At 59.8% G+C, this 26,323-nt stretch carries 32 protein-coding genes; 15 read left to right on the top strand and 17 right to left on the bottom strand.

Annotated elements, in window-relative coordinates; genetic code table 11:
• Nucleotides 1–19 precede the first annotated feature (19 nt).
• The 5 genes from HGP17_RS25705 to HGP17_RS25685 form a co-directional block, all read right to left on the bottom strand.
• A complete protein-coding gene (locus HGP17_RS25705; protein ID WP_168813310.1) occupies nt 20–757 on the bottom strand; it encodes an RlmE family RNA methyltransferase in 738 nt (245 codons plus the stop codon).
• Complete coding sequence (locus HGP17_RS25700) at nt 754–2,334, bottom strand: Ppx/GppA phosphatase family protein (RefSeq protein WP_168813309.1); 1,581 nt, start codon at nt 2,332–2,334, stop codon at nt 754–756. Before HGP17_RS25700 ends, HGP17_RS25705 begins: the two co-directional genes overlap by 4 nt.
• Nucleotides 2,335–2,479: 145 nt before the next feature.
• Entirely contained in the window at nt 2,480–3,283 is an 804-nt protein-coding gene (locus HGP17_RS25695; RefSeq protein ID WP_168813308.1) for an anti-sigma factor, read from the bottom strand.
• On the bottom strand, nt 3,276–3,920 hold the full coding sequence (locus tag HGP17_RS25690) for an RNA polymerase sigma factor (protein ID WP_246704216.1): 645 nt from the start codon (nt 3,918–3,920) through the stop codon (nt 3,276–3,278). The genes HGP17_RS25695 and HGP17_RS25690 overlap by 8 nt, the downstream gene beginning before the upstream one ends.
• A 60-nt stretch (nt 3,921–3,980) precedes the next feature.
• Nucleotides 3,981–4,523, bottom strand: a complete 543-nt coding sequence (locus HGP17_RS25685) for a hypothetical protein (protein ID WP_168813307.1) — start codon at nt 4,521–4,523, stop codon at nt 3,981–3,983.
• A 197-nt stretch (nt 4,524–4,720) separates the two neighbouring features.
• Between HGP17_RS25685 and HGP17_RS25680 the strand changes: the two genes are divergently transcribed.
• The 3 genes from HGP17_RS25680 (at nt 4,721) to HGP17_RS25670 (ending at nt 7,646) form a co-directional block, all read left to right on the top strand.
• Nucleotides 4,721–5,773: a 3-oxoacyl-[acyl-carrier-protein] synthase III C-terminal domain-containing protein gene (locus HGP17_RS25680; protein WP_168813306.1), complete on the top strand. Its 1,053-nt coding sequence runs from the start codon at nt 4,721–4,723 to the stop codon at nt 5,771–5,773.
• A complete protein-coding gene (locus HGP17_RS25675) occupies nt 5,773–6,270 on the top strand; it encodes an isoprenylcysteine carboxylmethyltransferase family protein (protein WP_168813305.1) in 498 nt (165 codons plus the stop codon). Before HGP17_RS25680 ends, HGP17_RS25675 begins: the two co-directional genes overlap by 1 nt.
• Nucleotides 6,271–6,398: 128 nt before the next feature.
• Nucleotides 6,399–7,646 carry an FAD-binding oxidoreductase gene (locus HGP17_RS25670; RefSeq protein WP_168813304.1) on the top strand — a complete coding sequence of 416 codons (1,248 nt, stop codon included), beginning with the start codon at nt 6,399–6,401 and terminating at the stop codon, nt 7,644–7,646.
• A gap of 9 nt (nt 7,647–7,655) precedes the next feature.
• Here HGP17_RS25670 and HGP17_RS25665 read toward each other — a convergent pair whose 3' ends face one another.
• The 9 genes from HGP17_RS25665 to HGP17_RS25625 all read right to left on the bottom strand — a co-directional run bounded on the left by HGP17_RS25665 (nt 7,656) and on the right by HGP17_RS25625 (nt 16,853).
• On the bottom strand, nt 7,656–8,183 hold the full coding sequence (locus HGP17_RS25665) for a gluconokinase (protein WP_168813303.1): 528 nt from the start codon (nt 8,181–8,183) through the stop codon (nt 7,656–7,658).
• A gap of 74 nt (nt 8,184–8,257) precedes the next feature.
• Nucleotides 8,258–9,211 carry a peptide ABC transporter ATP-binding protein gene (locus HGP17_RS25660; protein WP_168813302.1) on the bottom strand — a complete coding sequence of 318 codons (954 nt, stop codon included), beginning with the start codon at nt 9,209–9,211 and terminating at the stop codon, nt 8,258–8,260.
• Nucleotides 9,208–10,224, bottom strand: a complete 1,017-nt coding sequence (locus HGP17_RS25655) for an ABC transporter ATP-binding protein (protein WP_168813301.1) — start codon at nt 10,222–10,224, stop codon at nt 9,208–9,210. The genes HGP17_RS25660 and HGP17_RS25655 overlap by 4 nt, the downstream gene beginning before the upstream one ends.
• Nucleotides 10,224–11,117: an ABC transporter permease subunit gene (locus HGP17_RS25650; protein ID WP_168813300.1), complete on the bottom strand. Its 894-nt coding sequence runs from the start codon at nt 11,115–11,117 to the stop codon at nt 10,224–10,226. Before HGP17_RS25650 ends, HGP17_RS25655 begins: the two co-directional genes overlap by 1 nt.
• Nucleotides 11,118–11,126: 9 nt before the next feature.
• Nucleotides 11,127–12,131 carry an ABC transporter permease subunit gene (locus HGP17_RS25645; RefSeq protein WP_168813299.1) on the bottom strand — a complete coding sequence of 335 codons (1,005 nt, stop codon included), beginning with the start codon at nt 12,129–12,131 and terminating at the stop codon, nt 11,127–11,129.
• A gap of 89 nt (nt 12,132–12,220) precedes the next feature.
• Entirely contained in the window at nt 12,221–13,816 is a 1,596-nt protein-coding gene (locus HGP17_RS25640; RefSeq protein WP_168813298.1) for an ABC transporter substrate-binding protein, read from the bottom strand.
• Between the two features lie 344 nt (nt 13,817–14,160).
• Entirely contained in the window at nt 14,161–14,649 is a 489-nt protein-coding gene (rirA, locus tag HGP17_RS25635; protein WP_168813297.1) for an iron-responsive transcriptional regulator RirA, read from the bottom strand.
• A gap of 216 nt (nt 14,650–14,865) precedes the next feature.
• Nucleotides 14,866–15,213: a VOC family protein gene (locus HGP17_RS25630; protein ID WP_168813296.1), complete on the bottom strand. Its 348-nt coding sequence runs from the start codon at nt 15,211–15,213 to the stop codon at nt 14,866–14,868.
• 143 nt (nt 15,214–15,356) lie between these two features.
• The gene (locus HGP17_RS25625) at nt 15,357–16,853 is read right to left on the bottom strand and encodes a CoA-acylating methylmalonate-semialdehyde dehydrogenase (protein ID WP_168813295.1); all 1,497 of its coding nucleotides are present in this window, start codon (nt 16,851–16,853) and stop codon (nt 15,357–15,359) included.
• A gap of 180 nt (nt 16,854–17,033) precedes the next feature.
• On the opposite strand from HGP17_RS25625, the gene HGP17_RS25620 reads away from it, so the two are divergent.
• Nucleotides 17,034–17,915: a LysR family transcriptional regulator gene (locus tag HGP17_RS25620; RefSeq protein WP_168813436.1), complete on the top strand. Its 882-nt coding sequence runs from the start codon at nt 17,034–17,036 to the stop codon at nt 17,913–17,915.
• 10 nt (nt 17,916–17,925) lie between these two features.
• Here the strand turns inward: HGP17_RS25620 and HGP17_RS25615 are convergent, their stop codons facing one another.
• Entirely contained in the window at nt 17,926–18,135 is a 210-nt protein-coding gene (locus HGP17_RS25615) for a hypothetical protein (RefSeq protein WP_168813294.1), read from the bottom strand.
• A gap of 198 nt (nt 18,136–18,333) precedes the next feature.
• Between HGP17_RS25615 and HGP17_RS25610 the strand changes: the two genes are divergently transcribed.
• Complete coding sequence (locus HGP17_RS25610; RefSeq protein ID WP_168813293.1) at nt 18,334–18,480, top strand: hypothetical protein; 147 nt, start codon at nt 18,334–18,336, stop codon at nt 18,478–18,480.
• A gap of 297 nt (nt 18,481–18,777) precedes the next feature.
• Here the strand turns inward: HGP17_RS25610 and HGP17_RS25605 are convergent, their stop codons facing one another.
• Nucleotides 18,778–19,095 carry a hypothetical protein gene (locus tag HGP17_RS25605; RefSeq protein WP_168813292.1) on the bottom strand — a complete coding sequence of 106 codons (318 nt, stop codon included), beginning with the start codon at nt 19,093–19,095 and terminating at the stop codon, nt 18,778–18,780.
• A gap of 350 nt (nt 19,096–19,445) precedes the next feature.
• Entirely contained in the window at nt 19,446–19,982 is a 537-nt protein-coding gene (locus HGP17_RS25600; RefSeq protein ID WP_168813291.1) for a helix-turn-helix transcriptional regulator, read from the bottom strand.
• Between the two features lie 55 nt (nt 19,983–20,037).
• On the opposite strand from HGP17_RS25600, the gene HGP17_RS25595 reads away from it, so the two are divergent.
• The 10 genes from HGP17_RS25595 to HGP17_RS25550 all read left to right on the top strand — a co-directional run bounded on the left by HGP17_RS25595 (nt 20,038) and on the right by HGP17_RS25550 (nt 26,323).
• A complete protein-coding gene (locus HGP17_RS25595) occupies nt 20,038–20,439 on the top strand; it encodes a helix-turn-helix domain-containing protein (RefSeq protein ID WP_348648994.1) in 402 nt (133 codons plus the stop codon).
• Between the two features lie 128 nt (nt 20,440–20,567).
• On the top strand, nt 20,568–20,717 hold the full coding sequence (locus HGP17_RS25590; RefSeq protein ID WP_168813290.1) for a hypothetical protein: 150 nt from the start codon (nt 20,568–20,570) through the stop codon (nt 20,715–20,717).
• Nucleotides 20,718–20,725: 8 nt separating this feature from the next.
• Nucleotides 20,726–21,094, top strand: coding sequence for a hypothetical protein (locus HGP17_RS25585; RefSeq protein WP_168813289.1), 369 nt, complete (start codon nt 20,726–20,728; stop codon nt 21,092–21,094).
• A gap of 65 nt (nt 21,095–21,159) precedes the next feature.
• Nucleotides 21,160–21,915 carry a ParB N-terminal domain-containing protein gene (locus HGP17_RS25580; RefSeq protein WP_246704215.1) on the top strand — a complete coding sequence of 252 codons (756 nt, stop codon included), beginning with the start codon at nt 21,160–21,162 and terminating at the stop codon, nt 21,913–21,915.
• Complete coding sequence (locus tag HGP17_RS25575; RefSeq protein ID WP_205926136.1) at nt 21,915–22,379, top strand: hypothetical protein; 465 nt, start codon at nt 21,915–21,917, stop codon at nt 22,377–22,379. Before HGP17_RS25580 ends, HGP17_RS25575 begins: the two co-directional genes overlap by 1 nt.
• Nucleotides 22,376–24,352 (top strand): transposase domain-containing protein, encoded by a 1,977-nt coding sequence (locus HGP17_RS25570; RefSeq protein WP_168813286.1) that lies wholly within the window; start codon nt 22,376–22,378, stop codon nt 24,350–24,352. Before HGP17_RS25575 ends, HGP17_RS25570 begins: the two co-directional genes overlap by 4 nt.
• A 108-nt stretch (nt 24,353–24,460) precedes the next feature.
• On the top strand, nt 24,461–25,483 hold the full coding sequence (locus HGP17_RS25565; RefSeq protein WP_168813285.1) for an AAA family ATPase: 1,023 nt from the start codon (nt 24,461–24,463) through the stop codon (nt 25,481–25,483).
• Nucleotides 25,480–25,782 carry a hypothetical protein gene (locus tag HGP17_RS25560; RefSeq protein ID WP_168813284.1) on the top strand — a complete coding sequence of 101 codons (303 nt, stop codon included), beginning with the start codon at nt 25,480–25,482 and terminating at the stop codon, nt 25,780–25,782. Before HGP17_RS25565 ends, HGP17_RS25560 begins: the two co-directional genes overlap by 4 nt.
• Nucleotides 25,782–26,036 (top strand): hypothetical protein, encoded by a 255-nt coding sequence (locus HGP17_RS25555; RefSeq protein WP_168813283.1) that lies wholly within the window; start codon nt 25,782–25,784, stop codon nt 26,034–26,036. Before HGP17_RS25560 ends, HGP17_RS25555 begins: the two co-directional genes overlap by 1 nt.
• Nucleotides 26,033–26,323, top strand: a complete 291-nt coding sequence (locus HGP17_RS25550; RefSeq protein WP_168813282.1) for a hypothetical protein — start codon at nt 26,033–26,035, stop codon at nt 26,321–26,323. Before HGP17_RS25555 ends, HGP17_RS25550 begins: the two co-directional genes overlap by 4 nt.

Here is a 26,323-nt window from a genome sequence, read left to right as displayed (position 1 = left end):
TCGATTGAGATCGTCTGAATTAGCGCTCGACGGCGGAATGCTCTTCTTCGGTCTCGCCTTCCGGCTTCCGGCCCTTGAAGCCTTTTGCCAGCAAGAACATTTCCACCGACTCGGCTCTGGATGCGCCGGGCTTCACATGGATGACCTGGCGGAAATTCTGCTTCAGGAAGGTCAGCAGATCGCGCTCGGTACCGCCCTGGAAAGTCTTGGCAAGGAAGTGCCCGCCTTCGGCCAGAACCTCGACGGCGAAATGCGCGGCGACTTCGCACAGATGCATGGTGCGCAAGTGGTCGGTGCGATGGTGGCCCGTGGTCGGTGCCGCCATATCGGATACGACGAGATCCGGCGTGCCGCCGACGGCATCGATCAGCCGCTGCGGCGCTTCCGGATCAAGGAAATCGAGCTGCAGGATGCTGACGCCTGGGATCGGCGCCATTTCGAGAAAGTCGATCGCGGCGACGCGGATGTCTTCCTCGGTCGAGTCGGTGACCTTGGCGGCGATCTGCGACCAGCTGCCGGGGGCAGCACCCAGATCGATGATGCGGCGCGCGCCCTTCAGGATCTGATGCTTCTCATCGATCTCCAGCAGCTTGAAGGCGGCACGAGCGCGATAGCCTTCGAGCTGGGCGCGCTGCACATAGGGATCGTTGATATGGCGCTGCAGCCACTGGCGCGACGAGGCCTTCAGCTTCTTTTTCTTGACGCGCTGGCCGAGCTTGCGGCCCGTGCGGTTGCCGGCGATGGTTGGCTTGGTCACGTCTGCGGCCCCTTCATATCCCTCGGTCGATGACCCCGGCGCGAGCGGCCTCGCCGCCAGACGCCGTCGTCTGCCATCATATCGGTCAGCAATCCCTCACGCAGGCCGCGATCGGCGACACGCATGCGCGGGCTCGGCCAACGGCGGCGGATAGCCTCCAGAATGGCGCATCCCGCCAGCACCAGATCGGCGCGATCCGGCCCGATGCACGGATTGGCGGCGCGGCCGGCAAAATCCCAGGACAGGAGCTTGGCCTGCATCGCACTCACTTCGTCATCCGACAGCCAGACGCCATCGACCCGTCGCCGATCATAGCGCGGCAGATCGAGATGGACACCGGCAAGCGTCGTCACCGTGCCCGAAGTTCCGATCAGATGGAAGTCGGCGCTGTCGCGCGCAGCACCATGCACCGGCGGGCAATCGAAACGCTCTAGCATGCGCTGAACTTCGCAGACCATGGTCTCGAACAGTTCCGGCGTCACATCGCGTCCACCATGCCGTTCCGAGAGCGTCACGACGCCGACGGGCAGTGAAGTCCAGTGGGTGATGTGGTTGGCAAGCCGGCTGGAGCGGTTGTCACCGATGCGAATGACGGCGATTTCAGACGAGCCGCCGCCGATATCGAACAGCACGACCGAGCGCGCCTCCGGCCCGACGAGCGACGAGCAACCAGACACGGCAAGCCGCGCTTCGGTTTCACGGTCGATGATTTCGAGTTGCAGACCGGTTTCCTCGGTCACTCGCGACAAGAACGCTTCGCCATTGTCGGCGGCGCGGCAGGCTTCGGTTGCGATCAGCCGCATGCGGCGGATCTCGCGGGTCTTCAGCTTGGCGGCACAGACGCGGAGCGCCTCGACGGCGCGATCCATGGCATCGTTCGAAAGACGCCCGCTCGCGCCAAGACCTTCGCCAAGGCGGACGATTCGCGAAAACGCATCGATCACCCGGAACTGACCCGGACGCGTCGGTTGAGCAATCAAAAGCCGGCAATTGTTCGTGCCGAGATCGAGTGCCGCATAAAGGTCGGCGGGCCGAAAATCCTGCTCGGCCGACGAATGCAGCTGTTGTCCCTCACGACGCGGCATCGCCTGCCGATCATGACGATGATCGCCGTGGGACTGCGCCGGCCCTGCTCCGGCAGAATGCGCGGGGGTGACAATCTGCGGCGTCTTCTCGTGGGCAAGCGGTCGGCCCTGCAGGCCTCGCTTGCTGCGATGCTTGCGCCGATTCTTGCCGGTTTTGTGCGATGAAGGATGGCCGTGCTCTACAGCGACGCGAGTTTCCGCTGCTTCTTCACTCTGCTGTTGATTCGAGGGGGATGGCTGTCCACTGGCATGACCCCCGCCACGTGCACGGCGTCGACGCTTCCGCTTCTTCGCCGGAGAACCGGTATCATCCTCTGCTGGGCGTATCGCCGCCGGGCTGGACTTGCCTGCCTGACTGGCCTCCGCAGAATGAGCGTTCGGGCGGCCATGGCCACGCTTACGCTTCGCGCGCCGGGAGGATTTACCCTTCCTGCGCTCTGCTGACGACGCCCCGTCTGCCTGCGGCGCATTGCCGCTGTCGGGGTCACTCACGTATGTTTTCCACCGCGCCGCGCAAGGCCTTGGGGGCATGCTGCAGGCGCTCGTTCGATTTTCGTTGGACAAAGAATACCAGCAGGAAGAGTTTTCGCCAAATTCTTTTTGAATCACGCGAATTTGGAACGCACCACGGCAGCCATCAGGCGATCAGATGCGCCCTGACATCGGCCGCAAGTTGCTGCATTCGATCGATCGGCGCGTGGCCGATCAGCATGAAGGCATGCGTGGCGCTACACCAATAGACGACATTCATCCCGCGGCGATTTTCCATATCGGGCGCAGCCGCACCTTTAGCGGACTGGACGATGCAAAGCGCCATAGGCCCGCTTTCCGGATCGAGATAAGCGATCTGGGCGAGCGGCTTGCTGTCATAATTCAAAATCTGTGCACGTTTGAACTCGATGCCTGGCATGGCGACCGTTTCCGGCGCCAGCGGCAGCCCGAGCTTGCTGCCCACGCCGTTCAATTGCGCAAGCTGCTGCGCGCGGTCCCCGGCCGGCGCGCTCAGTGTATCGACGGTGTAGAGTGAGAGATATTCGGCGACGGCGGCGCGCCACTCGCTATCCTCATCCGGCTTCGAAAGCCGATGGCCGATTCCGATGACCGCGCGGTCTATGGCGACGGCAGCGACGAAACTTGCGGCGATCGCCGCCAGAAACCCGCGACGGCCGATACCGGCGGTCCGGACATTGGATTGCTCCACGGACGGAATGGCGTCAAGCATGGCCTGGAGCTTTGCCGCCGGTGCCTCGGCGAGCATCGGCTGGAATGCCTCGGTAAACGGCAGGGCGCTGCGCGATAGAAAGTCGAAACGTTCGGCCACGCGTTCGTCGTCGGTGATCTGCTGCTCGATCCATTCACGGTCGGCAGCATCAAGCTCGCCATCGATGAAAGCGGTCAGTTGCTCGTCCGTCGGCGTCTGTCCTTTGTTGAATTCACTCATTTCCATTCCCCAATCGCCCACCGCCAGACGATTTTCCGTCGGCCATCATCCCCATGCCATCGGCCAGTTTCATTCGCGCCGCGGCCAGCCGGCTCATGACGGTTCCGATCGGCACATCCAGAACCTCGGCCACTTCGCGATAGGACAGCCCTTCGACATATGCCAGGAACACTGCCGTGCGCTGCGCCTCCGGCAGAGCCTGCACGCGCTGCAGCACCTGTCCCGCAAGCACATGCGTCTCCGTCTCCTGCGCGCCGTCGAACACAAGCGTCTCATCGGCATCGACGAAGCCCTGCCCCATGCGCACCCGGCGCGAACGAACCTCGTTCAGCCAGATCGAATGCAGGATGGCGAACAGCCAGCGATCGAGCCTGGTGCCCGGCGTAAACTGCGCCGCCCGCTCCAGCGCCCTGACGCAGGTCGCCTGAACGAGATCGTCGGCCACATCGCGCTGGCGCGACAGCACCACGCCGTAGCGCCACAGCCGCGTCAGGTGCTGGGACAGGCCTGCCCTGATATGCTCTTCGCTCGCTATGGCTTCCTCCGCGACATTCGCACGTCCGGGAGCCGCCGACCTTTTCGGCGGCTCCGTTGTTGTCAGACTATAAGCAGAAATCGCGCCACGAGCGACTGGCATCACTCCCATATCCCTCGCAAAGCTCCCTGCTTATGTCTCACCTTCGATCCCCGACCGGCCTTAGAGACTGGACGGATTGACGATCGCGGCGTGGAGATCGCGATATTCCTCGCAGCTCGTGTTGCCGCAGAGTGCCTTGATCGTCTTCAGCTGATCCTTGGCGAGATCCATCTGGCCCTTGATGACATAGGCTTCGCCGAGATACTCGCGAACAAGCGTGTACTTCGGATCCATGGCGACGGACTTGGTGTAGTAGGAAATGCCCTCATCCGTGCGGCCGAGCTTGCGGGTGGCATAGCCGCGATAGTTCAGCGCTTCCGCCGTGTTCGGGTTTTTCATCGTGTCGAGAACGGCCAAAGCCTCCGCGTAACGATGATCCTTCTTGGCGAGCGAATAGGCATAGTCGGCGCGGTTTTCGTCGGTGACGTTGGCGCCCTGCTGCTTCACGCACTTCTTAGTCTTCTGATCGTAGATCTCGCCCTTCTTGCAAGTCGGCGTCGTGCTCGAATCATCGCCTGCGGCAAAAGCTGGCAGCGCGAAGGCACCGAAAACGAGGCCGGCACCGAGAGCGATGGAAGCCAGGCGGAATGCATTGGTCGTCATGGAATGTCTCCTTGGCAAAATGAACGTTGCGAGTGGAGAACACACCGGCGCCACCTTTTATTCGGACGCGTCGAATTTTTTTCTGCTCTCTCGAAGCGGCCACGCGCTCACTCTTTCGTGACCGTCTCTCGATCGAATAGATGCCCGCCATTGCGTGTTTCAGCCGTCAGGCCCTCCAGGGGCACCAGGAGAAACTCGTGATCGATACCGTCAAACTTCTTAGTCTCGCCGTTGCAACACCAGACAATATCATCCTCCAATCGGACGCAGCAGAAACGGCCGGTCGGCTGTTCTCTGAGCGCTTCCGCGATTTCAAATATCTGGCGCGCGTGTTCGAAAGCGCCGGCATCCGCAAGCGACATGCAGCGCGGCCGCTTTCGTGGTTCGAGGAACCGCATGGCTGGCAGGATCGCATGGGCGCCTACACCGAAGTCGCAAGCGATCTCTTCCGAGAAGCCGCAACCAACGCCCTGCAGCGCGCCGGCCTGGAAGCACATCAGGTGGATTGCATCGTCACGGCTTCCTCGACCGGGCTTGCCACGCCAAGCCTCGAAGCGCGGCTTGCGGGCGAAATGGGGTTCCGCTGCGATATCGAGCGCGTGCCGATTTTCGGACTTGGTTGCGCGGCAGGCGTTTCAGGCCTTGCCGTCGCGACGAAAATGGCGAGAAGCCGCCCGGGGGCGGTTGTTCTCTTCGTTGCGATCGAACTCTGCTCGTTGGCATTTCGCCTAGACGAGCTGACGCGACCCAACATCATCGCCACTGCGCTGTTCGGCGATGGCGCGGCGGCTTGTGTTCTCAGGGCGGGAGCCGGCGGTATTGCCGAGATCGAATCAACGGGTGAACATCTCTTTCCCGACAGCCTGGGCATCATGGGCTGGAAAATCGACGATACGGGTTTCGGCATCATTCTCGAGCAATCCCTGCCGGTCTTTGCCGAGACTCACCTCAGGAGCGCGGTTGCCGGCATTCTCGATCGATCCAAACTCTCGCTCTCGGACATCGATCGCTTCATATGCCATCCTGGCGGCGCCAAGGTGCTGACGGCACTGGAGAAATCCCTTGGTCTTGAAGAGGGCGCGCTGGATATCGAACGTGAAGTGATCGGCGACTACGGCAACATGTCGTCGCCGACCGTGCTGTTCGTGCTGGAAAGGGCAATCATTGCCGGCTTGCCCGAACGCTCTGCCCTGCTCGCCATGGGCCCCGGCTTCTCGGCAAGCTGCATAACGTTGAAGAGGGTCGCCTGATGCTGTGGCCGTCCATTGCTCTTCTGATCTTCGTGACATTGCAACGGCTGGCGGAACTCGTCTATGCCAGGCACAATACGAAGGCTCTCCTCGCTCGTGGCGCTCGAGAATATGCTGCCGCGCACTATCCGCTGATGGTGGCGATGCATGCAACTTGGCTCATCGGACTGTGGGTCTTTGCCATCGGCCGGCCGATCGAACCCGTCTGGCTGTCGTTGTTCATGATATTGCAGGCGCTGCGCCTCTGGGTGTTGGCAACGCTGGGGGATCGCTGGACGACACGCATCATCATCCTGCCCGGCGCGCCTCTCGTCACCAAGGGCCCGTATCGCCTGCTCAGTCACCCGAACTATGCCGTTGTCGTCGGTGAGATCGCCACTCTGCCTCTTGCCTTCGGCATGCCGATCTATGCTGCAATCTTTTCGGTCCTGAACGCGGTCATTCTCATCATCCGAATCCGCGCCGAAAACGCCTGCCTCAAACAGGCTTTCACCTGACCGCATTTTTCAATTGCGCCGGCGAAATTTGGCAGGCATTTTCGATGCTTAGAGCGCGGTCCATGCGAGGCGGCAGCCTTTGCCGGGATCGCGCAGCACGGCAATTGGCATGCGGATAGCAGGATAAGATGATAAAGGACGCAATCGTTCTCGGTGCCGGCATCGTCGGCGTTTCGACGGCAATCCATCTGCAGCGACGGGGGCGTCAGGTCACCCTTGTCGACAAGAGGGAGCCCGGACGGGAAACATCCTTTGGCAATGCCGGGTTGATCCAGCGTGAGGGAGTGGTGCCCTACGGCTTTCCGCAGCAATTCCGCCTGTTGCTGCGCTATGCCCTCAACAATCGCGTCGACGTGCACTATCACCTGCGCGCCCTGCCCTCGCAAATCGCGTTTCTCGCCCGTTATTGGTGGAACTCCAATACCAAGCGCCACGAGATGATCTCCCGCGCCTATGCGCCACTGATTGCGCATTCGGTCAGCGAGCACAGCGACCTTATCCAAGCCTCACACGCCGAAGAGCTGATCCGGAAAAACGGCTGGGTGGAATTGTTCCGCTCGAACGAAAAGCGGGATGCTGAGTTTGCCGAGGCCGAGCGCCTCAACCGGGAATTCGGCATTGGTTATGACGCCTTGAGCAGCTCGGAGATTGCTGCGGCCGAGCCGCACCTCAAGGACAGCTTTGCCGGAGCGCTGCGCTGGCGCGATCCGTGGTCGGTCATGGATCCGCATGGGCTGACGTCGGCTTATCGCCGCTACTTCGAGAGCATCGGCGGCCGCGTCACGACAGGTGATGCCCTCTCGCTCGGCATGTCCGGCAAATCCTGGAAAATGGTCACGGCGGAAGGATCGATCGAGGCAGAAGATGTCGTCGTGGCGTTGGGGCCTTGGGCCGATCTGGTCACGAAACGGTTCGGCTATGCCTTTCCGCTTGGCGTCAAGCGCGGCTATCACATGCACTACGCTGCCGAAGGGAATGCCGTCCTCAACAATCCGATGCTGGATGCCGAACGCGGCTATCTGCTGGCGCCAATGAGCCGTGGCATTCGACTGACGACTGGGGCTGAATTCGCGCGCCGCGATGCGCCGAAGACACCGGTGCAGCTGGATCGTGCCGAAGCGCTTGCCCGCTCGGCCTTCCCGCTTGGCGAGCGGCTTGACCCGGAACCATGGATGGGCGCGCGCCCCTGCACGCCCGACATGATGCCGATCATCGGAAAGGCGCCGCGTCATGAGGGACTATGGTTCGCCTTCGGCCATGCGCATCATGGCCTGACACTCGGACCGGTGACGGGCCGCGTTCTCGCCGAGCTTATCACTGGCGAGACGCCCTTCATCGATATCTCGCCTTATTCGCCCGGTCGCTTCGCGCCCTGAACCGCTGTTTCAGAGAATGGCCTTGAGGCTTTTGACGGAAGCGTCGACGATGGCATCGATCGTGGTATCGATATCGACCGTAACGACACCCGGCTCACCCGTCGGGATTTCCAGCGTCTGAAGCTGGCTTTCGAGTAGCGAGGCCGGCATGAAGTGCCCCTTGCGCTCGCCCATGCGCTTGGTCAGCAGTTCCTTGGAACCGTCGAGATAGATGAAATAGAGATGTCCGCCTGCAGAGGCTCGCAAGCGCTCGCGATAAACACGCTTCAGCGCCGAGCAGGAAACGGCAATGCCTTCACCCTTGGCGAGGCTTGCCGCGATTTCCCGGCCGATCGTTTCCAGCCAGGGCCAGCGATCCTCGTCCGTCAGCGGAATACCCTTGCTCATCTTCTCGACATTGGCTGCCGGATGCAGGGCGTCGCCCTCGATGAAGTGAATGCCGAGCTTTTCGGCGACACCCTCGCCGATCGAGGATTTGCCACTGCCGCTTACGCCCATGATGATGATGGCAAGGGGAGTGTCTTGATTGTCGCGCATCAGGCCCGTCCGGAATGATTGATTTGAATCGGGCAAAGCGGGGTTCACCTGCCATGCCCGATTCGCAACTTGGATCAATCCAGCGGAAAGAAACAGGAAAATTTATGTGTATCTTCGCCCGCCAGTTCCGGTTCGACCTGACGGCATTTGTCCTCAGCGCGCCAGCAACGCGGATTGAAGTGACATCCCTTCGGCGGATTGAGCGGCGAAGGCAGCTCACCCTGCAGGCGGATACGGTTCTTCTCGCGCTCGGGATCGGCGATCGGCGTCGCCGACAGAAGGGCGGCCGTATAGGGATGGCGCGGCCGAGTGAAGACCTCTTCGGCAGTGCCTGCTTCAACCGGGCGACCGAGATACATGACCATTACGTCGTCGGCGATATGGCGCACAACAGAAAGGCCATGCGAGATGAACAGATAGGCAAGCCCCATCTCCTTCTGCAGGTCCATCAGAAGGTTCAGCACCTGCGCCTGGATCGACAGATCGAGCGCGGACACCGGCTCATCGAGAACTAGCACTTTCGGCCTCAGCATCAACGCGCGGGCAATAGCGATGCGCTGGCGCTGGCCGCCGGAGAACATATGCGGGTAACGATCGTAATGCTCGGGGCGCAGGCCGACGCGCGCCATCATCGCCTCAGCCTTGCTGCGGCGCGTGGCGGCATCGTCATCGGTATTGATCTTCAGCGGCTCCTCCAGAATGGAGCCGACCTTCTGGCGCGGGTTGAGCGAGCCATAGGGATTCTGAAACACGATCTGCACGGCGCTGCGCAGGCTGCGGTCACCGAGCTTGGCAGGCTTGCCGTCGATCAGCAGTTCGCCTGATGTCGGATTTTCGATCATCGTCACCAGGCGGGCGAGTGTCGACTTGCCGCAGCCGGATTCGCCGACAACAGCGAGCGTGCGGCCCGATTGCAGGCTGAAGCTGACGCCGTTCAATGCCTTGACGGTCGCTTCCGGTTTGAAGCTGCCGCGCTTGACGGTGTAGAAGCGGGCGAGATCGCGCCCTTCGAGAACAGCGCCGGTCATGCGGCACCTCCTGCAGATTGCGTGGCGGCAATGCCGGGATGACCGAGCGGCTTGCCATGTTCCAGCGGATAGTTGCAAAGGGTCAGGCCGAGTTCGCTACCCTGGCGCTTGACGCCCTTGTCGCACTCCGGCGTTGCGAAGGAACAGCGTGGCGCGAACAGACAGCCCGTCGGACGATCATGTTGGCCGGGCACGACGCCGGCAATCGACGGCAAGCGCTCGCCGACCACGGCGCGCTCCGGCAGTGCGGAGAGAAGTGCTGCCGTATAGGGATGATGCGGATCACGGAACAGCTCCTTGACGGGTTGCTCCTCGACCTTCTGGCCGGCATATTGCACCTGTACGCGCTCGGCCGTTTCGGCGACGACACCCATGTCGTGGGTGATAAGCACGAGCGCCATGCCCTGCTCCTGCTGCAGACGCGCGAGCAGATCGAGGATCTGCGCCTGGATCGTCACGTCGAGCGCAGTGGTCGGCTCGTCGGCGATCAGGAGCTTCGGATTGCAGGCGAGCGCCATGGCGATCATGACGCGCTGGCTCATGCCGCCCGACATCTGGTGCGGGAAGTTCGACAGGCGATCCTCCGGTGCCGGAATGCCGACGAGCTTCAGGAGCTCGATGGAACGCTCGCGGCGCGCCTTGCGGTCGAGGCCCATGTGGATGCGGAGCGTCTCGCCAAGCTGGAAGCCGACCGTGAAGCACGGATTGAGGCTCGACATCGGCTCCTGGAAGATCATCGCCATGTCCTTGCCGATGATTTTGCGGCGCTGACGCGAGGAGATGCCACGCAGATCCTTGCCGTCGAACAGCATGCGATCGGCGGTGATCTTCGCCGTCCAGGGCAAAAGCCCCATCAAGGCGAGCATTGAGACGGATTTGCCGGAGCCAGACTCGCCGACGATCGACAGGATTTCGCCCTTGTCGCATTTCAGCGAGACACCATCGACCGCCCGGAACAGGCCGGACGATGTCTGGAATTCGACGGATAGGTTTTCAATATCGAGGAGTGCCATTACGACCTCTTCAGCTTCGGGTCGAAGGCATCGCGCAGGCCGTCGCCCATCAGATTGATGGCGAGAACCGTAATCAGGATACAGAGACCGGGGAAAGTGACGAGCCAAGGGTTGCTCAGGAAGAATTCACGCGAGTCCGCGAGCATCGTTCCCCATTCCGCCGTCGGCGGCTGGGCGCCCTGACCGAGGAAGCCAAGAGCGGCTGCATCCAGAATGGCCGACGAGAAGGAGAGCGTCGTCTGGACGATCAGCGGCCCAAGACAGTTTGGCAGGATCGTCTTGAACATCAGCCGCAGCGAACCGGCACCGGCGACGCGCGAGGCGACGACATATTCCTTGTCGCGCTCGGCCATGACGGAGGCGCGGGTCAGGCGAACGAAATGCGGCTGGTAGGTGATGGCGATGGCGATCATCGCATTCGTCAGCCCGGCCCCGAGGATCGCGACCAGCACCAAGGCGAGCAGCAGCGAGGGAACGGCGAGGATGATATCCATGACGCGCATGATGATCGTGTCCGTGTAGCCACGAACATAGCCGGCAACAAGGCCGATCAGGACGCCGGCAGCCGCGGAAACCGAAGCGACCACGAGACCGATGAACAGCGAATACCGCGTGCCGTAGATGAGGCGGGACAGCAAATCGCGACCGATGGCGTCCGTGCCGAGCAGGAAGCTGCTGTTGCCGCCCTCCGCCCAGACCGGCGGCAGGCGCTGCATGGTGCTGCCATAGGCGGCGTCGGGATTGTGAGGTGCGACGATGGCGGCGAAGACCGCCAGCAGAAGAACGAAGACGAAGATCGCAAGTCCGATCACGGCGCCCTTGTTTCGGGAAAAATAATACCAGAACTCCGCGAGAGCGGAAGGACGGTCGGTTTTGACGCTTACCGTGCTCATGGACCGCTCCTAGTGACGAATACGTGGATTGATAAAGCCGTAAAGCAGGTCGACGGCGAGATTGACGGACATGACGATTGCGGCGATCAGCAACAGGCCGCCCTGGACCACGGGGTAATCGCGCTTGGTGACCGCATCGATCATCCACTTGCCGATACCAGGCCACGAGAAGATGCTTTCCGTCAGGATAGCGCCACCGAGCAACACGCCGGTCTGCAGGCCGATGGTGGTGATGACGGGGATCATGGCGTTGCGCAGCGCATGCACGGAAACGACGCGCACCGGCGACAGGCCCTTGGAGCGAGCGGTACGCACATAGTCCTCGCCGAGCACTTCCAGCATGGCGGAGCGGGTCTGGCGGGCGATGACGGCCAGCGGGATGGTGCCGAGCACGATGGTCGGCAGGATCAGCGAATTCAGGGCCGACCAGAAGGCACCCTTCTGTCCGGAGAGCAGGCTGTCGATCAGCATGAAGCCGGTGATCGGCTTGAAGAAATAGATGAGGCCGATGCGGCCGGAAACCGGCGTCCAGTGCAGATAGCCGCTGAACAGGATGATCAGCAACAGACCCCACCAGAAGATCGGCATGGAGAAGCCGACGAGGGCCACGCCCATGACGCTCTGGTCGAACCAGGTGCCTCGCTTGACGGCGGCGAAAACGCCGGCCGGGATCCCAAGACAGGCCGCGAGGATCATGGCGCAGAGCGACAGCTCCAGCGTTGCCGGAAAGAAAGTGAAGAAGTCGGTCAACACGTCACGCTTTGTCGTGATCGAGGCGCCGAAATCGCCGTGCAGGACGTTCCAGAGATATTTGCCGTACTGGACGACCATCGGCTGGTCGTAGCCGAGATCGTGCGAGATCTGTGCATGGCGTTCGGGCGACATGACGCGTTCGCCAGACATCAGCATGACAGGATCGCCGGGAAGCAGGCGAATGAGCGAAAAGGCGACGATCGATACGCCGAGGAATGTCGGGATCAGCACCGCAAGGCGGCTGAAAAAAAATCGCAACATGACAGTTGTCCAAATTTTTCCGGCGGTCAGACAGGGTGTCTGACCGCCGGGTCGCCCGGTCCTGGCCGGGCATTCTTACAGATTTTTCGTTATTCGGCGATATCGACGCCGTCGAAGCGGTGAACGCCAACCGGATCCTGATGGTAGCCGGAGACATTCTTCGTCATCGGGATGAACTCTTCCGAATGGTCGATGGTCATCCAGGGAGCTTCGCGCTTGAAGACAACCTGAGCCTCTTCGTAGAGCTTGGTGCGCTCCTTGATATCAGAGGTCTGCTTGGCCTTCTTCACGAGATCGTCGAATTCCTTGTTGCACCACTGTGCGCGGTTGTTGCCGCCGACGGCATCGCAGCCGAGCAGCGTGTCAAGGAAGTTGTCCGGATCGCCGTTGTCACCCGTCCAGCCGAGGATGGCCGCACCGTCGCGGTCCTTGGCAGCGGAGAGCTTCAGGTACTGAGCCCAGTCATAGGTGACGATCTCGACCTTGACGCCGATCTTGGCGAGGTCTGCCTGCATCAGCTCGGCAGCGCGGCGAGCGTTCAGCATGTAGGGACGCGAAACCGGCATCGCCCAGATCTTCATGCTGAGATCCTTGACGCCAGCCTTTTCAAGCATCTTCTTGGCTTCTTCCGGCTTGTAGGCGTCGTCCTTCACGTCCTTGTTGTAGGACCACATGGTCGGCGGGATCGGGTTGGTCGCAACCGTTGCCGAACCCTGGAAGACGGCGTCGACGATGGCCTGCTTGTTGACCGCCATGTTGATGGCGCGACGGACTTCAGCCTTGTCGAACGGTGCAACCAGCGTGTTGTAGGCGAGGTAGGAAACGTTCAGGCCGGCCTGCTCGAGAACCTTGAGGTTCTTGTCAGCCTTCAGGTCCTTGATGTCAGCCGCGTTCGGGTACGGCATGATGTTGCATTCGCCGGACTTCAGCTTCTGCGCGCGAACGGAGGCGTCCGGCGTGATGGCGAAGACGAGATCGTCGATCTTTTCCTTGCCCTTGAAGTAGGTCTCGTTGGCCTTGTAGCGGATGACGGCATCCGGCTGATAGGCGACGAAGGTGAATGCGCCAGTGCCGAGCGGCTGCTGGTTCATCTGCTCCATCTTGCCGTCGGCCTGAAGCTTGTCGGCATATTCCTTCGACAGGATCGAAGCGAAGTCCATGGCGAGGTCGGCGAGGAACGGAGCTTCCGGACGGTTCAGGACGAACTTGACCGTCAGGTCATCAACCTTGTCGATCGACTTGATGAGCTTCGGGAAGCCCATGCCATCAGCGTATTCATAGGAACCACCGGCGACATACTTTGCCCACGGATTGTCCGTGCCCAGCTGACGGGTGATGGAAAAGATGACGTCATCAGCGTTGAGATCACGCGTCGGCGTGAAGAAGTCGGTGGTCTGGAACTTCACGCCCTTGCGGAGCTTGAAGGTGTATTCCTTGCCATCGGGGGAAACAGTCCAGCTCTCGGCGAGACCAGGCTCGATCTCGGTGCTGCCATGCTTGAATTCGACGAGGCGGCTGTAAACCGTACGCGAAGAGGCATCGAAAGTATTGCCGCCGGTGTACAGGCCGGGATCGAAACCTTCCGGCGAGCTTTCCGAGCAATATACAAGTGTTTTTGACCAGGCGGACGTCGCCATGACCGAAGCCAGGGCTGTCACTGCCAGCAGGACAGAAATCTTTTTCATGATATCGTTTCCCAGATTTGTTATTCTTTTGAAGCCGTGGACACCACCAGAGGTTCCTATTCGGATCGCGCCGATGGAACTTTATTTTAAGTTTGAAAGCAACAAGCGCCGCCTAAAATTTTTCCAATTTATAGAGTTTGGAAATTTTTGGACGAAAAGACCTCTGAATTGGTAATATTCTGGCAAAAAATTGCACGAATTTATCAGATTCGGAACGATTTAACGTTTTCTTTCAGCAAATTGCTAACCCTGCATTGCCCGCATAGAAGGCAATTCCAATGAAAATCCGCAGCTACCAAGGGTAACTGCGGATGAAAAATCTCTGCGAATTCCGGGTGTGAAGATCAGGCGGCCGGAGCCGAGATCGCCGGCTTCTTGGCAATCGCCTTATGGTCGGCATCCGTGAGACCGAGCAGGAAGTTGATCTGCGGGCGCGCCTTGACGAGATCGTCGATGGAATATTCGGTTAGAACGTCGAAGAAGGCATTCAGGGCCTTGCGCAATGCGGAGTTCAGACCGCAGCTATCGACCAGCGGGCATTCCACGACGCCGTCTTCGAAGCATTCCGCCATGGCAAAGCTGTCTTCTGTGACGCGCACAACGTCGAACAGCGTGATGTTTGCCGCCGGTTTGGCGAGGCGCACGCCGCCGTTGCGGCCGCGCACGGTTTCGACGAGGCCGGCCTTGGTCAGCGGCTGCAAGATCTTGAAGAGAAACAGCTCTGAAACGCTGTAGGCCCTCGCGATTTCGGGAATGCGGCTCAAATGGCCGTCATTGGCACCGCAATACATCAACATGCGCACTGCGTAATTGGTCTGTTTCGTCAAGCGCATGCCGATCTCCTGGAATCAAGGCTGCTTAAGGGGCTGGACCGTATATAGTGGCTTTCTCAGTTTTGAACAATTCCAAAATATGAAATTCATATTCACGTTATTCAAAGGCGTGGAAAGCCACAGGCCCCTTTCCTGCCCTAGCCGGACGACACAATCAAGGATTGATTGATCCAAAGAGCGCCACAAGGCAGCGGCGCCTCGATCGAAAGAACGCATTTACGGCGAGGATACCCAGACCGCCATTTCGCAGCCGCCAGGCTCGCGAAAATGAAAGCGACGGCCGCCGGGAAAATCGAAGGCCGGGCGCGTGATGATGCCGCCGGCAAACTCGACAGCGCGCTGCGCAGCTTCAAGATCGGTGGTCCTCACCACAGGCAGCGGCGCTCCGGCCGCCTCCCCTGCGTCCCCATCGATACCGGCATCTATGCCGGCCGCCTCGATGACATGGTAGGCCGGGCCATAGCTGACAAAGCTCCACTCAAAGGCTTCTTCAAAGAAGCGGCGGGTCTTAAGCCCGTCTTTCGACGGGAATTCGAGATAGTCGATCTGATAGGTCACGGCCATCGCGCGGCCCTCCCGTTGTTCTCTTTTTGTTCTAAATGAAAACGGCGGCCCAAGCAAGATGACTCTATCGAAAACAAACGCAACAAAAAACCGCCGCACGACAATTGTCGGGCGACGGTCGATATTGGCGGCGAATGCGATGCTTACTTCATCGTCGGCATGACGAATTCGGCACCGTCCTTGATGCCGGAAGGCCAGCGGGCGGTGATCGTCTTGGTGCGCGTCCAGAACTTGATCGAGTCCGTGCCGTGCTGGTTGAGGTCACCGAAGCTCGAAGCCTTCCAGCCGCCGAAAGAGTGGTAGGCAAGCGGAACCGGGATCGGAACGTTGACGCCGATCATGCCGATGTTGATGCGCGAAGCGAAATCGCGGGCAGCATCGCCATCGCGGGTGTAGATGGCGACGCCGTTGCCATATTCATGCTTCATCGGCAGTTCGAGGGCTTCTTCATAGTTCTTGGCGCGGACAACAGAGAGAACCGGTCCGAAGATTTCGGTCTTGTAGATATCCATGTCCGGCTTGACGTGGTCGAACAGCGTGCCGCCGACGAAATAACCGTCTTCGTAGCCCTGCAGCTTGAAGCCGCGGCCGTCGACAACCAGCTTTGCGCCTTCTTCGACGCCGCGATCGATCAGGCCGTTTACGCGGCTATAAGCGTCCTTGGTCACGAGCGGACCCAGATCGGCCTTGTCGTCGGTGTAAGGGCCGATGCGCAGGGATTCGATCTTCGGAACCAGCTTTTCGACGAGACGATTTGCCGTCTCTTCGCCAACCGGAACTGCGACCGATACGGCCATGCAGCGCTCGCCGGCAGAGCCGTAACCAGCGCCCATCAGGGCGTTGACGGCCTGGTCCATGTCGGCGTCCGGCATGATGATCATGTGGTTCTTGGCGCCGCCGAAGCACTGGGCGCGCTTGCCGTTCATGGCGGCCGTGCCGTAGACGTAGCGGGCGATCGGCGTGGAGCCGACGAAGGAAACTGCAGCGATATCCGGATCGGTCAGGATGGCGTCGACAGCGGCCTTGTCACCGTTGACGACGTTGAGAATGCCGGCAGGCAGGCCGGCTTCGATCATCAGTTCGGCCAGGCGGAGCGGCACGGACGGATCACGCTCGGACGGCTTCAGGATGAAGGCGTTGCCGCAGGCGATTGCCGGCGCAAACATCCACATCGGGATCATGGCCGGGAAGTTGAACGGCGTGATGCCCGCGCCAACACCCACAGCCTGGCGGATGGAATACATGTCGATTGCCGGGCCGGCGCCTTCGGTGAACTCGCCCTTCTGCAGGTGCGGAATACCGCAGACGAACTCGCAGACTTCGAGGCCGCGAATGAGATCGCCCTTGGAGTCTTCGACCGTCTTGCCGTGTTCCTTGGAGAGCAAGGTGGCAAGCTCATCCATGTTCTGGTTCAGCAGTTCGACGAACTTGAAGAAGACGCGGGCGCGGCGCTGCGGATTGGTGGCGGCCCATTTCGGCTGTGCGGCCTTGGCGTTTTCGACGGCAGCGCGAAGCTCCTCGACGCTGGCGAGCGCGACGGTCGCCTGCACTTCACCGGTTGCCGGATTATAGACGTTGCTGGTGCGTCCGCTGGTGCCGGCGACGTGCTTGCCGCCGATGAAATGACCGATCTCACGCATGGGTGTGCCTCCTCGTTTTCTTGGATGGCCACAGGATGGCACTTCAATTTGCACAAATCAATGAGCTGCTATAAGCAACCGTTGTGCAAAAATTAAAGTCCAAAGGCTTGCCGCACCAAAGTGTGTGGCGGTTTTTGCGATAACGAGATGCGCGAGACCAAGCGAAAAGAGGAAGTGCCGATGGATTGGGATGACGTCCGCATGTTTCTCGCCGTGGCGCGCACGGGGCAGATTCTCGCCGCTTCGAAACGGCTTGGTGTCAACCACGCCACCCTCTCCCGCCGCGTGACGACGCTGGAGGAACGGTTGAAGACGCGGCTGCTGGTGCGGCGCACCAACGGCTGCGACCTGACCGCCGAGGGCGAGATCTTTCTCCACGCGGCCGAGCGGATGGAGACGGAGATGCTGCGCGCGCAGGCCAGTGTCGGGCATCTGGATAGCGCGATCACGGGCACCGTACGGATCGGAGCACCCGACGGGTTCGGCGTGTCCTTCCTTGCTCCCAGGCTGGGGCGCTTGATCGCCCGGTATCCGGAGCTGCGCATCCAGCTCGTGCCCGTGCCCCGTTCCTTTTCGCTGTCGCAGCGCGAGGCCGATATCGCAATTACACTCGAGCGACCGGAGCAGGGTCGCCTGGTCTCATCGAAGCTGACGGATTATACGCTTGGGCTCTATGCCTCCCAAACCTATCTGGAGCAGGCCGGACTACCAGACAGTGTCGAGGCGCTGAAGCTGCATCCGCGCGTCGGCTATGTCGAAGACCTTATCTTTACCGCGTCGCTGAATTTTTCCGGCGAGATCATGCGCAGCTGGGATGCCTCATTCGAGATATCCACGGCGATCGGCCAGACGGAGGCGGTGCGCTCCGGCGCAGGCATCGGCATTTTGCATGATTATATCGCCAGACAATTCCCGGAGCTGACACGCATCCTGCCGGATGTCTCCATCAAGCGCGCCTATTGGACGACCTATCACGAAAGCGCGCGCGACCTCGTTCGCGTACGCACTGTCGTGGACTTCCTGCAGGAGCTGGTAAACGAAGAACGGCGAATGTTTCTCTAGAGCCCGCGTCTCACGGCATCAGGCTATTCCACCAGCATGGCGGATGTGGAAGCGCTGCCTCCGAGGCATGCTTCGGCGGCTCCTCGTTCTCATCGGGATTGGGAAGCGGAGCTTCGTCCGGAAGCCGATCAGGATCCGGCTCCTCGATCGGCGGCTGCGGTATCCAATCCGGGCCCGGGATCGGGGGTTGGTCGGGCATGGGCTCGTTTGGTACGGACATGGCCTGCCCCTTTCGTCTCGTTGGTCACATGGACAAAACGATGCGGAGCCGGCACGGTTCCAAGATAAATGCGAAAGCGTTGTTTGAGCGGGCGATGCCACGACCTTATTGGAGCCGCTGATCGGCGATGCTCCCTCCCCGCTGGACAATGCACAGCCACGGCCTAGTATTTTAAGGAGAAGCCAGGGAGTAAGCACGATGAGTGACAAGAAGCAGCAGAAGCCGAGCGAAAAAGAACGCAAGGAACAGGACGACTATCTGGAAGAAGCGCTGGAAGAGACTTTTCCGGCAAGCGATCCGATTTCGCCCGGGCATGTGGACAAGAAGCCACTAGACAAAAAATAAGAGTAGGCTGCCTCAGTGTTGTCTGCCACCAGTAACCGGAATACCCGTCATTTCCTGTCACAGGCCGTCATTGGGTGACAAAACGTTTAAAAACAGCGGCATAGGACGACGGTTGCGGACGACGACGTTCGTCGAGTTTGACACGAGGAAAGCCCCTTAACGCTTATGCTGTTGGCGGAAGCCGTGAAACCTGTGCGACCTTCAAGACGAAGCTTAAAAAGCCCCGAATTGCCTTTGAGGCGTCTTCAAACCTTTGAAAAATAACGATCGATGGTCGCGGCGCGCTTCGAAGGCTGCTCAACTCGCGAGCTTTGAAGACCTCAAAAATCCAATTTGAAGATGGAAGTCCGTTCCTTCTTTACAGTTAACGGCCAAATTATCCATATTTTTCATTGCGATAAGTGGAATTTCAACTTTTTGGGAAGTTGGAAGTCCGTCGCACGCTTTAGCCATCGCGAATTTGACGGTTGCACCGCTTCCGCGCGCATTTATAACCGTAGCGGGCTTGAACACCCTGACTTCACATAGGCATGCCGCCATAGCGGTTGCCGAACACATGCGCAGCTTGGCGGCTGGCGCATTCGCCGTGGCTTTTGGCCGGGGGCGATGTGCCATGTCCAAGCTCCGGCTAAAAGCGCATCGGCGTGTCTGTGAAGCGCGTGTTCAACCCCCGGCGTCGGCACGAGCCGTCACCGTCACAGCTAGACCTGTATATTCCATCCGTCGGATTGCGACCTAGATCGGTTGTGCGCTATCAATTCAACCGTTGGGTTTGTTAGGAAATACCGGTAATTCTTAGGGGTTGCGTTTGATTTAGAGTTTTTGGGGGCGGCCGTCCTGGGGCCGAGGGATCGGGGTTCCTCTATCAGGGTCAAACAACATCTTTGACAGCAATACCTGGTGCGCGTTTCCGGGTGCGGTCGATCCTGTGTGCTTTTTCCGCTGCTCGTCGTTTATCTCGACGATCATAAGGCCGAGCGTTTGCTCGACGAGAGGTTTTCGGCCTTAAGTTTTAACTCGGCTCGTATGTCCTCGCCAATCGTTGCGAGCCGCATCTGCATTTGGTCCCAATCATCTTGAGGGCCGATCCTTGCCGCCAGATTGGCATACCATCGGGCTAACAAACCCATCCGCTGATCATCAGTGACCTTAACACCCATCTCTCGGTAGATCTCGTTTATGAGCCGACCGAGCGGGTTCATCAGCTCAATAAGCATCTCAGTTCTAGGCGGCAGATTGCTGTCTGATAACGGAACATGCCTTTCACCGAGCATATTGCCCTGGCCGGTCACAATCCAGTTGACATCAATGCCATGCTGTTCGGCCAACCAATGCAACAAGGTCATGGGTATTTCACGGACGCCTTGCTCATATTTCGCAATGGTCGGCTCAGCGAGATCCACGGCAACCGAGAACGCCTTTTGCGATGGGTAGCCTGCACGCGATCTAGCGGCGGCGAGGCGTTTACCAGCCGCTTTCCAAAGCTCTTTATCTGTCGCCATTCACTACACCCAAAATGGGTGTTTACTTGCCACCCATTTTGGGTTACCCCTTTCTGTGTTCGCAGACTTCAATTTCCCAAAAAAGGAGGCCGGCCAGGGCCTCCCCATCTGGATCAAGGATTTACTTATGCATCTCGACACCCCAACCGACAAGATCGGCCGTGCCGAACGCCGTCGCCTCGAAGAGGTTGCACGGATCAAGGGCCGCTTGATCGTCGCAAAAATCACCCTCGCCCAAATCGACAAGGATTACTCCCTTCCTGCAGGCACGGCCGGCAATGCCGTACACGAGCCCCATCTTGCCGGCGAGCGCGCCATTGCAGCCGCCCTTAAAACCCGGCCGCATTTGTTGTGGCGCACCCGTTATCATGCAGATGGTCAGCGCATTACTCCTCAGCCGGATGGCAACTATCGCTGGCAGCGTCGAAACACTGCAGACGCGCAGGCGGCTGCCTGATGCGTGACGCTGGCCAAACCGCTGCTCTAGCCTGCCGCGACCATCGTCGCAGGAACCTTGTTCCCGGCTGTCAGTCCCGATCGGCCAGCGCCACAACCCAACAATCTCCCATTTCCGGACCTTCGCCAATGACGAAAAAACGTGCCGAAATTGACGGTCGGAACCCCTTCATTCCTTCGTTCTCCCCCACCTGCCGCTTGGCCGACCTTGCGCTCATGTTCAGCGTAGCCCTGGCCGGCCTTGCGGCAGCCGTTGCGGCCATCATTGCTCATCTGTGAGACACGACATGATTAACCCATACTCCGAAGAAGAGCGCCTGCAGGCCATGGTATCGGCTTGCTATCGCGCCAGCCGGTCACACTTCAACCACCTGCCAATGCAGCACATCATCGATCCGCCTCGGGAGATGTTCGACGCCAAGTTGGCGCGACAGGTGGCCATCCATATCCTGACGGCAGAATTTGCCATTCCGCGCCGACGCCTGATGGCTGTCCTGGCGCTGGCCCGCACCACGATTTATGGCGCGGTCTACACGGTCGACGAGCGCCGCTACGAGCCGGTGTTCGAGCGAGCCTATGCTCGCATATCTGCCCGCGCTCACGACCTTTTCATGGAGGCATTGAACGATGCCGCCCGCGACGAGGAGGCCGCGTAATGGCTGAGTTCATCCGCGCCACCGTTGCCGAAATCCATATCGGCGATCGCCTTCGCCCGATCGAGATGGGCTATGCCGAAGCGATCGCCGCTTCAATGGCCGAACGCGGCCAGATCAACCCGATAACGATCCGCCGCACACCGGCCAAAAACAAGGGTTCTACGCCCTTTACGCTCGTTGCTGGCGGCTACCGGACCACCGCCGCCAAGCTGCTCGGATGGACGGAGATCGACGCCATCATAGTCGCGGCTGATCAGGCTGAAGCGCAACTGCTGGAGATCTCCGAAAACCTCTTCCGTAACGAGCTGAACCCGCTCGATCGAGCCATCTTCGTGATGAAGTATCGCGAACTATGGGAAGAGAAGCACGGCAAGATCGAGCGCGGGCGGTACGATCAACAAAAGGGGCACGATGCACCTTTTGCATTCGCGCCAGGACGAGAGCTTTCTCAACAGGTCCAAGAGCGCCTCGGCATCGGAGCTGACACCTACAAGCGTGCCACCCGTATCGGCCAAAACCTACACCCCGCGCTTCGCCAGGCCGTTCGAGGAACAGATGCCGAAAACGATCAATCCAAGCTGCTGAAGCTGGCAAAATTGCCCGCCGACGATCAGGTCAAGGTCGCCGCTGCTTTGAAGGAAAATAGGGATTTGAAGCCGGTTTTAGGCTGGCTCAAAGGCCCAAAAGCAACCCCCAATCTGCAAGAAGACATCTTCACGAAAGTCAGTGCGCTCTTGGCGAAGGCCGACAGCGACACGTTGCGGCGCGTGGCGGATCACATCGGCAGCTTGGCAGATTTCTCATTTCTTGAGGCTGCATGATGAAGCGCGATCCCGCTCAATTCGATTTGTTTTCGACGGCCATCTTTCCGGTCCGCACCGCTGCTGAAAAGCTCGATCTCGACCGGTTCCGCTCTCGCCTGAAGCGTGAGATGGCCCGCGCGATCCGCGAGTGCCCCTATGATCGCTCCGTCATCGCGGCCCGCATGGCGCAGTATTTGCGGCTGGAAACCATCTCCAAGGCTGCGCTCGATGCGTACACGGCCGAAAGCAAGGTGACCCACGATATCAGCCTCGTCAGGTTCAAAGCCTTTGTGAGGGCAACCGGAGCCGTCTGGCTCTGGGATGTCATCGTTTCCGACGACGGGCTGTTGCTGCTCGAAGGCGACGAAGCCCGCCTGGCTGAAATTGCCCGTGTCCAGCAAGAGCAAAAGGCGCTTGCTGCCGAGCTGAAGCTCCTCACCGCCACGCCGGTCACGATCCGCCGCAAGGGAGGACGCCCATGAAGGAGTGGTTTACACCTGCAGAACTGGCCGAGGCGAAGCTTCCCGGCCTGCCGCATTCGCAGCGCGGCATCAACCTCTTTATCGAGAAAAGCGGCGCACGCTCGACGGGACTTGCACGTCAGCGCGGTGGTCAGGGCGGTGGCTTCGAATACCATTATCGTTTGCTTCCGACAGTTGCCCGCCAGAAGCTCGCATTCCTCAACACTGAACTTCCGGCCCAAAAGTCTGACGTCGCGAAGCTGCTCTGGCGCAAATACGACGCCCTCACGACACAGCAGAAGGCGGTTTGCCAAAAGCGGCTTGATGTCCTCGTCGATGTGGATGGCATGCGGGCGTCCGGTATCAGCGCCGAACATGCGATCAAACACGCAACACATCGCGCCGACATCGCCGCTGCCACCTATTACGAGTGGCGAAAGATGGTGGAGGGCCATGCACGTCAAGACTGGCTTGCCGCGCTTGCTCCGTCCACATCCCCAATAGCTGAAGGCCTTGTTGCCGAGCTTTCCGAATGCCATCCCGACGCCTGGGACGTGCTGGCGTCGGACTTCCTGCGTTCGGAAGGTCCAGCTTTTTCCGCCTGCTATCGCCGCATGGAGGAAGTTGCCAAGAAGAAGGGTTGGGCACCGATCCCGCACGAGCGCACCCTGCGCCGCCGCATGGATATTCTTGTCCCTCGCGCTGTGCAGATCCTCGCCCGCAAAGGCAAGGAAGAGGCGAAAAAGCTGTTTCCGGCACAACAGAGGTCGGTGGCTCATCTTCAGGCCATGCAAATGGTTAACACGGACGGTCACAAGCTCGATCTGCATGTACGTTTCCCCGGTCGCGAAAAATGGGGCCGCGTTTTCCTTATGGCAACGCAGGACATCTATTCCCGCAAGATCCTGTCATGGGTGTTGTGCGAAGCCGAGACATGGGAGGCCGTCCGCACGATCGTCGGCAACATGGTCGAGACCCACGGGATACCGGGTCGCCTCTACATGGACAACGGCCGCGCCTTTGCCTCCACGAAAATTTCGGGCGGCGCAAAGCGTCGCAACCGATTTAAGATCTCTGAAGACGAAGTTGCCGGCCTTCTGAAGACGCTCGGCATCGATCCGCGCTTCGTCAATCCTTATTCCGGTCAGTCCAAGCCGATCGAGCGTGGTTGGGGCGATCTGGCCGAGAATATCTCCAAACATCCGGCGATGGCGGGTTGCTACACCGGCCGCAGCACACAGCATAAGCCGGAAAATTACGGCAAGGACGCCGTGTCGATCGACGAACTGGAAAAGCACGTTGCCATGTGCGTCGAGGAGCACAACACCCGCCTGGGACGCAAAACCGAGACTGCCAAGGGCATGAGTTTCGAGCAGGTGTTTGCCGCGAGCATTGCAGATCCTGCAAATGAGTATGTCCGGTTTGCCAGCCCCGCCCAGCGTTCCCTCTGGATGCTGACGGCTGAGACTGTGACGGCTCGCAAGCCAAACGGCGCGGTCCATCTCTTCGAGAACCGCTACTGGCACCAGTCTCTCAACCAGTGGATCGGCAAGAAACTGACGGTTCGCTTTGATCCTTCCGATCTTCACGGATCGGTCAAGATCTACGATCCGCAGGGCCGTTTCCTTTGTGATGCCGACTGTATCGAAAAGACCGGCTTCGATTGTGCCGTCGCCGCCCGCGAAATCAGCCGCGCTCGTAGCGCCAAAAAGAAGAATGATGCTGCCGCGCTCAAGAGTGCACGCCGCCTTTCGGATCTGGAGCTGAACGAACTCATGGGCCGTGGCGCGAAACCTGCCCCGGTAAAGCCGGCGCGGCCGACCGTAACGCGTCTCATCACGCGCACGCCGGTTGCAACGCAGCCCGCCCAAGACATCGCCACGGCGATCGATGATCAGCAGTTCGAAGACAGTTTCAGCCGGGGGCTTGCGCGCCTGGCAGGTGGCGACGCCGCCATCATCAAATTCCCGAAAGGGGATCGCCCGAAGAAGTAGTGCGTACGGGCGCCAACCTAGAGCCGGCATGTAGTGAGTACGGTTCCAACAAAAAAATAGGGCGGGTTTGAAGGCCCGCCCGACAGTCAGAAACTAAGGAACCAATAAATGATTAAGGCAAAGAGCACAACCCCGAGCTGGACGTTCCCGACACCTGCTCCTGACTTCCTGCAGCGTCATTCGCAGGACGAAATCGAGCAGTGGCGCAAGCTTCTCACCCGCGTCATCGACGCCGCGAATGCCAACGGCTGGACGAAAGCCGAGGTGGCCCGTCGAGCCAACATCAAGGATGGCACATTCTCGCAGTGGTCGAACGGTAACTATCCGGGCGTTCTCGGCAACATCAGCGAGCAGGTTGGCAATTGGCTGGAAGCGCTGGAAGAGAGCGCAAGCATTGCCGCAAGCATCCCTGTATCGCCGCCGTTCGTCAAAACCTACGTCGGTGCGGACGTTTACAACGTTCTATTGTTCACACAGATGACGGCAGGCTTTACCGCCGTCACCTTGCCCTCGGGTTCCGGCAAGACGACCACAGCCCGTCACTTCTGCGATACCCGCCCGCATGCGTGGCTTGCCACGATCAGCCCCAACACCAAAACCGTCCATGGGATGCTCGTCGAGCTAGCCGCAGAGCTGGACATCCAAGAGCATAATCCGACGCGTCTTGTTCGCGCGATCGGTCGAAAGCTGCAGCGCATCGGCGACGGCACGTTGCTGGTTATCGACGAGGCGCAAAACCTTGTGCCCGATGCGGTCAACCAGATCCGACACTTTGTGGACATTCATAAGTGCGGTGTCGCGCTCCTCGGCAACGAGGATACCGCCGTCTCCTTCATCAAGGATAAGGGTTCGGTGGCAAGTCGCGCCCAGGTCGCCACCCGCTTCGACAGGCGGCTGAAGCGAGAACGCGATCCGGTTCACGACGCCGCCGTCCTGATCAATGCCTGGAAGATCGACGACGATGATTGCGTCAAGTTCCTCCACAACATCGCAACCAAGCCAGGCGCGCTCCGAAACATCGATCGCACGATCAAAGCCGCCATGATGGCTGCTCTGGGGAACGGTGAAGACTTGTCTCTCAACTATCTGGTCGCCGCATGGCGCAACCGCGACATGGGAGACATCGCATGAGTGGAAACGATATCCCACTCAGCAGCGGCCTGCAGGCGCTTCTCGACGGCTTTTTAGCCGTTGAGGATGCACCGGGCATTACCATCGAGCGCGACCAACTGCAGATGCTGATCAAGATGATCTCCCTCATGCAGTCGATGGCAACCAACCTTGAAATCGAGGTGCGTTGCCTTCGAGACATGGAAGCCAGCCGCGACGGCCGAACGTTCCTCGAAGAGGAAGCCACCGTGCATCTCGCTGATCTTCTGCCAGCGATCGACGGCAACGTTGTGCATCTCAATTTCGGGAGGAAGAAATAATGCGCTCCTCTCAGATGTTGTCTGCACTCCGCGATGCCATGCGCAATCATGCCGTCGTCGTAGGCCCGATACCGGAGAATGCCACGGCGGATATCTGCGAGCTTCTCACTGAGATCGCAGCCGAATGCGAACAGATGGAAAGGCGATTGGGCGGAGATGTTTCGGCCGATGTTCCCGCAGAGGGCGGCAATATCATTTCGTTCCTATCTCGCACCCGTGCGCTTCAGGACAAGCCTACCGGAGAGCAACCATGAAGCACTCCGGATTATTGACCTTGAACATTGGTGGCGAGGGTGAGCGGGCCGAGGCCGAGCAATTCTATCTCGTCAAGGCTCCCAAGCTCAATGCGAGCGCCGCTCCTGCCATTGCGAAGCCGTCTGTCACCCAGGCGATCAGCGACGTCATCAAAGCATATGACCGGCTGGAAAGAGCGCACCACTCCAGAGACGAGCGCGCTGCACGCACCGCGCTCGAAAAAGCCGCTCGCAAGCTCCGACTTGCGGCAAACGCCACACCACACACCCAAAAGAGCAAAGGCTGA

Origin of the sequence: Rhizobium sp. P38BS-XIX, assembly GCF_012641435.1 — a bacterium.
In the GTDB taxonomy this organism is placed as follows: Bacteria; Pseudomonadota; Alphaproteobacteria; order Rhizobiales; family Rhizobiaceae; genus Rhizobium.
The sequence above is the reverse complement of the archived record's forward strand: the minus strand, read 5'-3'. Positions and strand labels throughout refer to the sequence as shown.